This is a genomic window from Pseudomonas fluorescens, assembly GCF_004683905.1.
In the GTDB taxonomy this organism is placed as follows: domain Bacteria; phylum Pseudomonadota; class Gammaproteobacteria; order Pseudomonadales; family Pseudomonadaceae; genus Aquipseudomonas; species Aquipseudomonas putida_A.
Genome location: NZ_CP038438.1, coordinates 6,031,276 through 6,044,220, shown reverse-complemented (window position 1 = coordinate 6,044,220; position 12,945 = coordinate 6,031,276). Strand labels below are relative to the sequence as shown.

5 protein-coding genes are annotated in these 12,945 nt (G+C 61.1%); all 5 read right to left on the bottom strand.

Annotated elements, in window-relative coordinates:
- Positions 1 to 6: 6 nt before the first annotated feature.
- Positions 7 to 4,581, bottom strand: coding sequence for a DUF6543 domain-containing protein (locus tag E4T63_RS28015; protein WP_135296865.1), 4,575 nt, complete (start codon positions 4,579 to 4,581; stop codon positions 7 to 9).
- A gap of 152 nt (positions 4,582 to 4,733) precedes the next feature.
- On the bottom strand, positions 4,734 to 5,834 hold the full coding sequence (locus E4T63_RS28010; RefSeq protein WP_135296864.1) for a polyamine ABC transporter substrate-binding protein: 1,101 nt from the start codon (positions 5,832 to 5,834) through the stop codon (positions 4,734 to 4,736).
- Positions 5,831 to 6,856, bottom strand: a complete 1,026-nt coding sequence (locus E4T63_RS28005; protein WP_135296863.1) for a histone deacetylase family protein — start codon at positions 6,854 to 6,856, stop codon at positions 5,831 to 5,833. Before E4T63_RS28005 ends, E4T63_RS28010 begins: the two co-directional genes overlap by 4 nt.
- Before the next feature lie 269 nt (positions 6,857 to 7,125).
- Positions 7,126 to 8,121 (bottom strand): AraC family transcriptional regulator, encoded by a 996-nt coding sequence (locus E4T63_RS28000; RefSeq protein ID WP_027610360.1) that lies wholly within the window; start codon positions 8,119 to 8,121, stop codon positions 7,126 to 7,128.
- Positions 8,122 to 8,224: 103 nt separating this feature from the next.
- On the bottom strand, positions 8,225 to 12,841 hold the full coding sequence (locus E4T63_RS27995) for a hypothetical protein (RefSeq protein WP_135296862.1): 4,617 nt from the start codon (positions 12,839 to 12,841) through the stop codon (positions 8,225 to 8,227).
- Positions 12,842 to 12,945 lie beyond the last annotated feature (104 nt).

The window sequence follows — 12,945 nt, the reverse complement described above, 5'->3', positions numbered from 1 at the left end:
TGGGGCTTATGAGAAAAACAGCGAACGCGCCAGCTGCGGGCCGATCGCGCTGCGATAGATAGCGATGATTTGCGGGCTGCTGGTGGTTGAGTCCAGGTCGAAGGCGCCGGCCATCCGCCGTTGCTCCTGCAGTTTCAAATGGGCGGCGGTGAAGGCGTCGGCCGGTGCATCGGGGCTGTTGTAATGGAAGTGCGCGTACCACAACGTCTTGCCGGTGCGCCGCTCGCGAATTTCGTACTCCTGCAGATAATCCCTGCGCGGTCCTTTGAGGCGACGCCGGGCACCGCCAGACACAATGTCGATCTCATTTTTGTGCAATAACCATTCGACCCGGGCGGCGGTTGGCGGTTGTTGCTTGGTCATCTCGACCCGTATCCGGTAGCCCTCGGCGTACAGGCGTTCACCCGCCTGGTTCAATTGGCCGATCAGGGCTGGCGGCTCCTCGGTGCTGTTCGCCCGCAGCCGGGCCTGTTCAAGGCTTTTCGCGCTTTCGTCGAGCTGTTCGGCCTTGCGCTGGAACTGCTCTTCGATTTCCACCGGAATCCGACCGGGTTTTTTGGCATGGGCTTCGGTTTGCCGGATGAAGCTTTCTACGCCATCGAGCAGCGCCTGGCCCTGGCTGATCTGGGTGGCGAGATCCGCTACCGGAGCAGGCGGGCGGCGCCGTCCGGGCTGAATGCGTTCGACCCAGACACCGGGCGTTTTCTCGTGAAAAGTGGCGATGACGTTCCCGGTCATGGGCGCTTTCACGTCAAGCAGGACCGGTTGCCCTGGCGCCGAGGAACGCAACTCGCCGACCACTGTGCCCTTGAAGCGGGTTTTGATAATCCGTTTACGTGAGGCTGGCGCTGGCCTTGAAGGACCGGGCCGAGGCTCCACCGGCCGGTGTTCGAGGAGCAATTGCGCCAGGTGCTCTTCGGTCTGGTGCTGAAACTCGTTGATTCGTTTACGCGTATGGCTGAAGGGCTCGTCGAGCAGCACATCCTTGTGGTTGAGGGCGAAATCCTCGAACGACTGATCGATGGCGGCAAACTGTTCGAGCATGCCGTTGAGGCCTTCGATCCGCTCGTTGGCCCCCAGGCTGGTCTGGTCGAGCAGCAGTTCCTGGGAGGTCTGAATCACCAGGTTGGTTGTGTCGAGCAGGCGTACCAGATCGCCTTGCGCCTGAGTCAGCGCTGGCGAAGCCTGCTCTTGCAGGCAGATGTCGCGAGCCAGCGACACCTGAAGCGCCTTGAGATCATTGAGACTGAACACAGGCAGCTTTGCGCGATAGGTATTGGCGACTTCAGCGGCACGTTTGCCCAGTCGGCTCAACTCCTGAAAACGTGACTGGGCAAACTCGATCTTGCTGATCATGTCCTCGGTCAAATCGTACATTCTGCGGTAGGTGACGGGGTCACCGGTGCCTGCAGCCGTTTCCTCGGCCTCGAGCAGCACCAGGGTTTCCTTGAGGATTCTGGCGAAGAGGGGGTCACGTTGAGTGAGCCATGTCTGGTTGAAGAACAACTGGGTACCGAGCATCTCGGTCATGGCGGTGCGGAAATGGGGTACGGTCTCAAGCAGGTTCAGCGATTTCAGCTGGTCGATGGGAGCCGCGTATTCCCCGGTGCGGCGTTCAAGTGCTGCAAGAAACGTAGTCTGCTGCGCCACCAGAGTGTCATCGCTGGCCGCGGTCATGGCGGTGTGAGCGGCTGTCAGCTCTGTGCGGGCCTGCTCGCGCGTGTTATCGAACTCGGTCAGTTGTTTCTTGAGTTCGGCGATGCGTTCATTGTTTTCCCGTCGTTTGGCTTTGCGCCGACTCGACAGACCACCACCGCGCAGACGCAGGCGAATGTCGACGAACCACTCGCCCCGTCGATTGCGGATCAACCCGGGGCCCTGATGTCCGGGCTGTCGCTGCGAATTGATGATCGATACCTCACCGGTGTCGGCGACCGCCACTTCGAACCAGCGCTCACCCACGGGTGCGTAGTACCCGCTGGCATGTCGATAAAGGTGTCGATAAAGGCCGGCGTCGCTGGCGGGCGGGGTGAGCGCTTCGGGGCGCGTAACGGCAAAGCGATCCAGGGTTTGGGTCAGGCTCAGGGCGGTGTCGGTCATCAGCGAAGTCTGGTGTTGCGCCGGATACTCACCGATCACATCAGGGCGTTGCACGATGCTTACCGGCGTTGGTGGCACCGGCTCCATGGGCTCGGTTTCGACGGTCACCGGCTTCTTTTCAGTGATGTCCCGAGGCGTCGCGTTACGGGTGCTGGCGTGATGGGCGAGCACCATGGCCAGGGTCAGCAACAGATCGGTCATCGCGGTTTTCTGCTGCCCGGTGTCGCCTGTGGCGGCGGCGTCGAAGGTTTGTTGCAGATCGTCCAGCACTTGCCAGATCCAGGCGGCGGTACCGACGGTTCGACCGAAAAACGGCAGCGCGGCGCTGAGGATCATCCAGCTCGCATGCTTGAAGCTCTCCCAGCGACTTTCGCTATTGGACACCGATTGCCGATTCGCCAGTTCGACCATTGCACTGACGTTGGCCTTGAACAGAACAGCCAGGTAATCGGTAGCGATGACTGCTGTTCCCAAGGTCAGCGTGCCGCTCATCTGCAAGGAAGTCAGTGGATCGGCGAGCAGTTGTGAGAGCGACCATACCGAGGGGCGATCATCGCAGAACACGTAATTGGCATAGTTGGCGCGCGCACTGTCCGGCAACCAGGCGAGAACCGCCTGACGCAATGTCGGTGAATGCTTGATGGCGTACACCAGGTTGGCCGGCGACGGGTACTGGAGCAAGGCATGATCGGACAGCGGCCGGTACAGCAGGCAGGGTCCCTTGTCCATCTGTCGGGGCCCGATCACGAACATGTTGGCCACTTCATCGGTGGTCGTCCCCGGGCGCCACGCGGGATTGAAGGCCAGCGGTCGAATGACAATCTCCTGACCGTCCACCCGGCGATTGGCGTCCAGCAACTGAACCACGGCCGCGACATAGCGATAGCCCGCCTCGTCGACCCCGCCCTGCGCGCGAATCTTCTGCTGCAACGCCAGTAACGGCAATTCGACACGCAGCCGGCTGGTGAACAGGTTCTGCCGTCGCAGGCTTTCCAGCGGGTCATCGCGCAGTTTTTGCCTGATCAGCGCAGGATAGGTCTGGCCGATGTCGACACTGACGATCAATCTCTCCAGATAATCGGCCGTCATCCATGCCGGCACCGGAGTGCTGCCGATATTGCTCACGGTCTTGTTGCCCAGCGGCAAGGCAATCAGGTTCTGCAACGCCAGATCGACCAGGCTGAAGGTGCTGCGTTCGGGCTCCAGCAACGGTGTGAAACTGCCCCACACCACCACGCTGTCGACCACGATGCGAATCTCGGCCAGATTCAGTTCAGTGGCTTCGGGATGCTCCTTGAGCAGGGCCGCCTGCAGTTGCTCCAGCGCGAACTCGCGAATCGGTTTGATACCGTCGTCAAAGGACTGCTCGGCGTTCTGACTTTGCACCTGCGCCAGATCCATCAGATGACGGCTGTAGGCAGTCAGGTCGCTGGGCGAGGCGTCGACCATCCACTCTGGCAACGCTTGCTCGACCAGGTTGAAGCGTGAAGACGACTGCTTGTCCGTGGGATCGAGTTCGTTGGTCGCGCGGCTGACGTGGGGCGTCAGGTTGGTTGTCGCCGGTTCGTTTGCCAGCTCGCCAATCGCGTCGGCCTGCAGGGCGATCAGATTGCACGCCAGATGATCGAAGTAGTCACCGTCAGGTTCGATCAGCCGCCATTGCAGGGTTGCAGGCGGCGGTCCCTCCGTCTGGCTCTGCAGTGAGGCACCCAGTTCCTGCAGGGTATCGAAGGCCTGGAAACCGCGAGTGATGGTGTGGGTGAGAATCAGCGTGCGGCTGCCGAGCGTGCCGATCAGTACGGCCATATCGAGGACGTGCAGGTGAGTGGAAGTGCCATCGCGCGTGGTGTCCAGATCGATCAGGCAGGCGCGGGACTGATAGCGATCATCGGTACTGCGGGCAGTTTTTTGCGGATGGTCGAAAAGACTCTGGGCCATGGCGCGCTGGTCGTCGTCCCACGCCGGGTTCGTCCCGACGTTCCACAGTTCGCGCAGGGACCTGGACAATCCCTGCCAGCGCGGGGCGGAGGCGCGGGTGAACTGGTTCCAGTAATCGACCTGTTGTTCCTCGAAGGCAACAAACAGCAGCGGCGCCAGTTCATTGAGCAGCCTGGCGATGGCCTCGATGTTGACGGGCAGTTGTACCGGCGTCTCGTGAGCAGGATGCAAGGTGAGGTAGTGCTCGCCATCCAGGTAGGTCACTGGCTTGTTGGCGACGCCATGACGCACCAGCGCATCGGTCAGCGATTCGAAGTGTCGCGGCCCGGGGACGACACGCTGGTCACGCAAGGTCCAGCCAGGTGTCACCACCATTGCCAGTCGCGGGTCGATCTGTAACTTGGGGTATAGCGTCTTCAGTGCCGGTTGCAGGGCGCGGGTGGCGACTTCCCTGATTGAGGGGCCGGCGATCAGTTGGGTGAGCAGGGCGTCTTGATCATCCGGCAGCTTGTGGTCGGCGGGAGAGTTGAAGGTTTCTGGCATGGTCACATCCTTGGTCAGAACAGCAGGCACCGCGAAAGTGGCGGCGGGCGATGCGTTGCAAGGTAGTGACGGGCCGAGCACCGAAGGTGGTAGATAAATATCGCAGGCAAAAAAAGACCCGCACGGCGGCGGGTCTTGTCGTCAGCGTCGGCTCAGGTACCGGACTTGATCTTGGTCCAGGCCCGGGTGCGTGCACGCTCGGCATCCCGCGGCAGCGGTTGCAGGGTGTAAAGCGTGCCCATCGCCGCATCGGTCGGGTACAGGTTGGGGTTGTTGCGGATCGCCGGATCGACCCGTTGGGTGGCGTCCTTGTTCGGGTTCGGATACCCGACGAAGTCGCTGACCGGCGCGATCACCGCCGGTTGCAGCAGGTAGTTGATGAAGGTGTAGGCGTCCTCGGTGTTCTTCGCGCCCTTGGGAATAGCGAGCATGTCGAACCAGATCGGTGCGCCTTCCTTGGGCAGGCGCATGTCGACCACTACACCGTTCTTCGCTTCCTTGGCGCGGTTGGCCGCTTGCGAGAAGCTGCCGGAATAACCGACCGCGACGCAGATGTCACCGTTGGCGATGTCGGCCATGTACTTGGATGAGTGGAAGTAGGTGATGTACGGCCTGATCTTCATCAGCAGCGCTTCGGCCTTGGCGTAATCCGCCGGGTTCTTGCTGTTGGGATCCAGACCCAGGTGTTGCAGCGCCAGCGGCAGGATCTCCGACGGCGAATCGAGCAGGGCGACGCCGCACTGCTTGAGCTTGCTGAGATTCTCTTCCTTGAAGATCAGGTCCCAGCTGTCCACCGGCGCGTTATCGCCCAGCGCGGCTTTGACCTTGGCCGGGTTGAAGCCGATCAGGATGGTGCCGTACATGTACGGCACGGCGAATTTGTTGCCCGGGTCGTTGGCTTCGATCAGCTTCATCAGTTTCGGATCGAGGTGATTCCAGTTCGGCAGCTTGCTGCGATCCAGCGGCTGGAACACCCCGGCCTCAATCTGCTTGGCGAGGAACACGTTGGACGGCACCACCACGTCATAGCCGGAGTTGCCGGTCAGCAGCTTGGCTTCCAGTGCTTCGTTGGTGTCGAAGATGTCGTAGACCAGTCTGGTCTGGGTGTTCTGTGCCTTGAAGTCTTCCAGCGCCTTGGGCGTGATGTAGTCGAACCAGTTGTAGACGCGCAGGGTGCGTTCTTCGGCGTGGGCGCCGACGCTGAGCAGCGCGGCGCACAGGGCTGGCGCAATGCAGTGCTTGAGTCGGTTCATTGTTCGAACCCTTCGAGCACGTTTACCGCGTTGATACCGATTTCCTCCACCGCGTAACCACCCTCCATGACGAACAGCGTCGGCTTGCCGAGGGCGGCGATGCGTTTGCCCATGGCCAGGTAATCCGGGCTGTCGAGCTTGAACTGCGAGATCGGATCGTCCTTGAAGGTGTCGACGCCCAGCGACACGACGATGATGTCGGCACCGTAGCTGTCGATCTCGTTGCAGGCCTGTTCCAGCGCCGCACTCCACACATCCCAGCCGGAACCGGCCGGCAGCGGATAGTTGAAATTGAAACCTTCACCGGCGCCTTCACCGCGTTCATCTTCGTAGCCGAGGAAGAACGGAAACTCGGCCTCCGGATGGCCGTGGATCGAGGTGAACAGCACGTCGCTGCGCGCGTAGAAAATCGACTGGGTGCCGTTGCCGTGGTGGTAGTCGACGTCGAGGATCGCGACCTTCTTGTGGCCGGCATCGAGGAATGCCTGAGCGGCGATGGCGGCGTTGTTGAGGTAGCAATAACCGCCCATCAAGTCGCTGGCAGCGTGGTGTCCCGGTGGTCGGCACAGGGCGAAGGCGCTGTGTGCGCCGCGCTGGATTTCGGCCTGGGCGGTGAGGGCGACCTGCGCTGCGCTGTACGCCGCTTGCCAGGTGCCGGCGGTGATCGGCGCGCCGCCGTCGAAGCTGTAGTAGCCGAGCTGGCCGTGCAGGCTGGTCGGTTTGATCTGCCGCAGAGTGCGTGCGGGCCAGGTGTAGGGCAGCAAGTCGCCGTCGGTGTTGAATTCGGTCCAGCGTGCCCACGCACCTTTGAAGAAGTCGAGGTAATCGCGGCTGTGGATGCGCGCGATCGGTTCGAGGCCAAAATCCTTTGGCGCTTCTACCGGGCCGAGGTTCTGGTGCTGTACCCGTTGCAGCACGTGGTCGGCGCGCGACGGCATTTCGAAACACGGCTTGAGCTGGCCGTCGATGAGTTCGCAGCGGCCGTGGTGCAGGTGGTGATCGTCCGAGTAGATCGTCAGCATTTGTTGTTCTCCGCAGGGGGGCTGATTCGGTTGCCCCCAGTGTTGCGGCGCGCGGCGAATCGGAGAACGGCAGGAAAGGCCAAAAGGGGATCGATATGGCCAAAAACTCTGACCGCAATTCGCCCCTCTTTTCAGTACAGCCTTGCTTCGATTCAGGCATGAAATGCGTCCCGGTGGGAGCGGGCTTGCTCGCGAATACGGTATGTCAGATAAATTGATCGCGACTGACACTGCGAATTCGCGAGCAAGCCCGCTCCCACATTGGAACATCAATGAGGGCGAAACTGGCTCGGCGCCACCCCGCTCCAGCGCACGAACGCATGGCGGAAACTCGCGGTCTCGCTGAAGCCCAGGGTCTCGGCGATGCGGTAGATCGGCAGTTGATCCTCACACAGCATCTGCTTGGCCCGCTCGAAGCGCAGTTCGTCGAGCAGTTCCTGATAACTGCTGCCCATGTCCTTCAAATGGCGGCGCAAGGTGCGCGGCGAGCACTTCATTTGCTGGGCCAGCCCCTCCAGCCCCGGTGCTGCATTGAGCTGGGCACTGAGCAACTGGCGAATCCGCCCCAGCCACGCCTGACGTCCGGTGAACTCGATGTTCTGTTTGCGGCAGCGGTCGGCCATGGCCTGGTGGGTGATGCTGTCGGCCAAAGGCAACGGCTGATCGAGCCAGCGCCGGTCAAAGGCGAAAGCATTGTCCTTGGCGCCGAAGTGCAGAGGGCTGTTGAAGTGCTCAGCGTAGCTGTCGCGGTAATCCGGCGCGGCATGTTCAAAACGTGTCGCCAGTAGCGGCAGCGGATGCCCAAGCAAATCGTCGCAGATGACCTTCAATGACACCAGGCAGAACTCCGCGTTGAACACCGCCATCGACGGGCTCTCGCGGTAATCGGCGGCGACGAACCAGACCCGCTCGCCGTCGTCTTCCAGGCTCAGTTCGAAAAGTGTTCCCAGCAGCGCCGGATAGCGAATCGCCAGGCGCAAAGCGTCACCTAAGGTGGCACTGGTGAGCAGGGCGTAACCGAGGATGCCGTAGCAGGAAACGTGCATCCGTCGGCCCAGTTCCAGGCCGATGTCATGCTTGAGCGCGACCGCATTGGCGCAGACCTGCATTTCCTGATTGGTGGTGATGCGTGTGTCGGCACGGGCCAGATCCGCCGCACTGATGCCGCTGCCGGCCAGCAGCGCTTCGCTCGACAGGCCTTCGGTCTTGAAGGTGTTGAGTACCAGTGAGACGGCATTGAGCGTCGTGAGGTGGGAGTGGAGCATGAGGCGGCATCCGCTGGTTTTTGGCAAAAGAGGCAGCAAGTAGCGTGCCGTGCACGACGCCCACAGGCAGGGGCGACGTCGTGCACGGTCATCAGCGTATGCCTTAGCTCGCGCTGAAAAACAGCTGTCGGGCCTGCTCCACGCCGATCATGCTGCGGTAGTACGCCAGCCGTTCGGCCCGGCTCAACCCGCGAGTGCTGTCGGCATCGGATCCCAGTTGCCGCTCCGCGGGGGTTTTCAAACGTGCAGAGAGGAAGGCCTTGTCCGGCACCCATGAGGTGGAGTACAGAAAATGCGCGTACCACAGCACCTTGCGCGTGGTCTGGTCAGTGATGCTGTATTCGTCCAGGTAGAGCGCCTTGCCGCCCTTGAGGCGGCGTCGACTGACAGTTTTTGCAATACGGATGCTGTCATTGGTCTGAAGCCAGGCGACACCTGATGGTGTGGGTGATTGTGCCCTGGTCATCATCGACATGGCGGTTTTGGCCTGCTGATATAGGCTGTCGACGGCATCGCTCAGCGCCTTGTTCAGCACCGCAGCCGAGCGCTGGCTGCTGTCCGTGGCGTTGCTGTCGGTCAGGGCCTGTTCAATGGCCGCGCTGACGTGTTCCAGTTGCAGGGCGTGCTGGTGAAACAGGTACTCGATACCGACCGCCGAGCGTCCGGCCTGCTTCATGAGTTCGTTCATGCGCAGGGTGAACGCCGGCAGGCCGTCGAGCAGGTCCTGCCCCTTGTTCAGGCTGGTTTCGAGCGCTGGCGTCGGCGTCGGCAAGGCAGTGCTGATACGTTCGACCCACACCCCGGGAGTTTTTTGATGAAAGGTCGAGATGACCTTGTCCGTGAGCGGTGACTTGATGTCGACCAGGTCGGTTTCCAGGCCCTGTGCCGTCAGGCGCGGCTCGCCGATCAGCACGCCGTTGTAGCGGGTGCGGATGAACTTCTTTTTCGGCCTTGGCGGTTGCACGGGGAGCGCCGGGCGGCTGCGCAGGGTGTCGCGCTCTTCGAGCAACAGCACCAGGTTGTGGCGGGCGCTGCGGTTGAATTGCTCGAGCTGTTGGCGAAGGTTTGTCAGCGGTGCCTCTTGCACACTGTCAGCGAACGCGGACTTGAAGTCTGCCAGGCGCTCGTCGAGTACGTTGAATTGTTCGATCAGATCGTTGAGGCAGTCGATGCGTTCGTCGAGCCGGGAAACGCTGCGCTCCTCAAGGGTGTCGCGCAGCGCTTGAACGGCGATATCGGCGGTATCGACAATCTGGTCGAGACTGAGCCAGGCATCCGCGGCGGTCGCTACCGAGTGTTCGGGCAGGCAGACATTGCGCGCCAGTGTCACCTGCAGTGCCTTGAGATCCTCGATCGAGTACGCCGGGAGTGCCTTGCGGGTCAGTTGAATCAAGCGCAAGCCGTCTCTCTCGAACTCTTTGAGTTGCACCAATTGTGCCTGGATCTGCTCCAGACGCGTGATCATGTCCAGATTGAGCTCAAGCATCTGCCGCGTTTCGGCAATATGCCGGTTCTGGGGCTGTTCAGCCTGTTCTTCGAGATGATTGAGTACGCTGCGCAATGTCGGCGTGAACAGGGTCAGCGCTTCGCGAATCCCTGCATGGATGAGTTCGAGCTGCGCCTTCAGGTAGCTCAGGGATCTCTGTTGGTAGTCAGCCGTTGGCGAGAATACATGCAACGCCTTGAGATCGCTCAACGCCTGGGCATAAGCGACGCGTTGCCTGTCCAGAGACTGTAGAAAGAGCTGGCGGTGGGCCGCAGCGGTCTGAGCGGTGGCAGCGTTCATTGCCTGGCGGACCTGTTCCAGCTCGCCTTGCGCTGCCGCTTTACGGCTTTCGAAGGCGGTCAGGCGGGTGCGCAGTTTTTCCGCTTCGATGCGGCGTTGTGCTTCAGCCAGCTGTGTCAGGCCGGCCGAGCCGCCACCGCGCAGACGCAGTCGGGTATCGACGAACCAATCGCCACGCAGATTGCCGATCAGGGCTGGGCCGGTACGGGTTGGATCCTGCGGATCGATGATCATGACGGTACCGTTTTCGTCCACCGCGACCTCGAACCAGTCATGGCCCACCGGGGCGTACCATTTGCTGTTGTAGCTGTAGAGATTGCGATAGAGCCCTGGCGTGGTGTTGGCGCTACCCAGACGTTGCGGGCGAAGGATTTTGAAGTGGGACAGCACGGTGCCCAGACTTGCGGGCGTGCGATTCGCGGCGCCGCTGATATTCAGGGTTTGCTGCAGGTCAGCGGTTTCATGGGGAGCACTTTTTTCCAGTTGTTGCACGGTGATTTCAGTGGTCGTGGGGTCAGGGTTTTTCGGTGTTTCGCGTGCCGCTGTCTCATGGGCCAGCCGTGGTCGGGAGCGACCTGCGATGTGCAACGTGATCGCCATCCCCAGATTGAGCAACACCTCGGTGAACGCTGACCATTGCGCGGAAGAGTCATCCTGCTCCCGGGCTTCCTTCAGGGCTTGCAGTTGCTCCATCACCTGCCAGATCCACGTCGCGACACCCACCGTGCGTCCGAGGAACGGCAAGACGGCATTGAACAGGGTCCATCCGGCCTGTTTGAAACTGGCCCAGCGACTTTCCGCATTTGACACCGACTGGCGGTCGGCCAGCTCGACCAGCGCCGACGCGTTGGCTTTGTACAGAGCGCCTGGCAGATCGCCCTCCACGGTCTTTCTACCGAGGCTGATCGGCCCACTCATGACCCTCATTTTTTCCGCATCCACCAGAAACTCGGTGACGGCCCAGGGGGAGGGCAACGTGCCTGGAAACACATAGTTGGCGTAGTCGCTGCGCACGCGGTCCGGGAGCCAGGCGAGCACCGAGTCACGCAGACTGGCGGATTGCTGGATGGCGTACAGCAAGTTGCTGGGGGAAGGGTATTGGGTCAACGGCTGGTCGAGCATCGGCCGATACAGCAGGCACGGCCCGGCGCTCGGGTCCTCAGGACCGATCACGAACATGTTGGCGACTTCGTCATGGCTGCCGTCTGTTCTGCGTTGAGGAACGAAAGCCAGAGGCCGCATGACGATGGTCTGGTCCTCGACCATGCGATGGTTGCTGTCGGGATCCAGCACCGCGACGACATAGCGGTAACCGCGTGCGTCGATACCGGCCTTGCCGCGAATTTTCGATTGCAGGGCCAGCAGCGGCAACTGGATGCGCAAGTGTTGAGTGAACAGTGCTTGTCGCCCGGCGGAAGCTGGCGTGGTGTCGACCAACTGACGCTTGATCAGCGCCGGGTAGGTCGTACCGATATCCGCGCGGGTTACCAGGTCTTCCAGATAGCTTACGGTCAGCCATGTCGGCAATGACTTGCCACGGGTGGAGTGCAGGGTCTTGTTGCCTACCGGCACTGCAATCAGATTCTGCAAGGCCAGATCGGTGACGCTGAAATTGTAAGTCTCGATTTTTCCCGGAACAGTAAAGGTGCCCCAGATCACCGGACTTTTGACCCGCAACTGGATCGACTCCAGGGCTGTTTCAAGGTCGGTACGCTGCGCATCGGCGTGCTCGCGAAGGGTCTCGGCATGCAAGGCGTTCATTTCGCTCAACGCGTATTCGCTGATTGGCAGGATGCCATCCAGATAGGACTTGCCGGTGTTCTGGTTATGCAGTGCAGCCAGATCCTTCAAGTGCCGGGAATAGTTGTTCAGATCCGGCAGTGATGCAGCAATGAGCCAGTCAGGTAAGGCATTCTGAAACCAGCTCAATGGCGGGCCGGGCTTTTTCGCCGTGGCGTCGACTTCGGGGGTGGCCGTGGACAATGGCTTGTCGAGCGGGGCAGGTGTGGCAGGAGAAAAATCCAGCGCGCCGATCACATCGATCTGAATCGAGACCAGTGCACACGCCTGATAATCGAAGATGCTGCCCGAGGGTTCCAGCAATCGCCAGTTCAACTGCTGGTACGGCTGAAGATTGCCCACGTGCGCAGGCAAGGATTTGCCCAGGTCATCAAGAGAGTCGAACTTCTGATAACCCTTGAGCAGTGAATGGGCGAGGATGACCGTCTTTCCCTGTTGTGTGCCGATCAGCACGGCCATCGATACTTCGTTCAGATGCTTTACGGTTGTGCCATCGATCAGATCAATGGCGATCAGGCAGGCGCTGTTCTGGTCATCGATTTTCCTGCCGGCCAGACCGGCAGTGCGATACAGCGCGCGGGCCATTGCGCAGTCACTCTCGCTCCAGCCTTGTACCTGATTGACGGTCCAGATCTCGCGCAGGGTGTTCGACAATGTATGCCAACGCGGGCCGTTGCTGTCGTCGGCGTTGTTCCAGTACGCCAGCTGTTGCTCCTGAAACGCCGTGAGCATGACCGGTGCCAGCAGGTTGAGCAGGCTGGCGATTTCGTCGATCCGTACCGGCAGGTGGACGGCCGGATCGCTGATCGGTTGTTGCGTCAGAAAGTGTTCACCTTCGATATACAGCGTCGGCGTGCCCTGCACGACCTGGGCGGCGAGGATTTCGGTCAAGGCCTGGTAGGTCGGATTTCCGGCAACGATCTGTTCGTCGACGATGGACCATTGCGGCGTGCCGATCATGGTAATGCTCGGCTCCAGATCAAGCGTGGGGTACAGCTTGCGCAAATGTTCGCGCAACAGCACGGCGGCCACGTCGCGCAAGTCGGGGCCGACACTCAATTGGGTGATCAGGGCTTCGGTGGGATTGGTGCCGGCAGCCGTCTGCCGGGTGGAGCTTGTGGTTGCTGAACTCATCGTGCGTCCCTGCGTTCTGGTGATGGAGGCGATCCCGAGGACAAGTCTCGGGATCGCTCCATGCTAGGGAGGCACGATGCAGCGTGGGTGGTAGATATGTAGGG

Coding starts and splice junctions, on each gene's coding strand:
- E4T63_RS28015 (WP_135296865.1), bottom strand. CDS start 4,581: ATGCCAGAAACCTTCAACTCTCCCGCCGACCACAAGCTGCCGGATGAT.
- E4T63_RS28010 (WP_135296864.1), bottom strand. CDS start 5,834: ATGAACCGACTCAAGCACTGCATTGCGCCAGCCCTGTGCGCCGCGCTG.
- E4T63_RS28005 (WP_135296863.1), bottom strand. CDS start 6,856: ATGCTGACGATCTACTCGGACGATCACCACCTGCACCACGGCCGCTGC.
- E4T63_RS28000 (WP_027610360.1), bottom strand. CDS start 8,121: ATGCTCCACTCCCACCTCACGACGCTCAATGCCGTCTCACTGGTACTC.
- E4T63_RS27995 (WP_135296862.1), bottom strand. CDS start 12,841: ATGAGTTCAGCAACCACAAGCTCCACCCGGCAGACGGCTGCCGGCACC.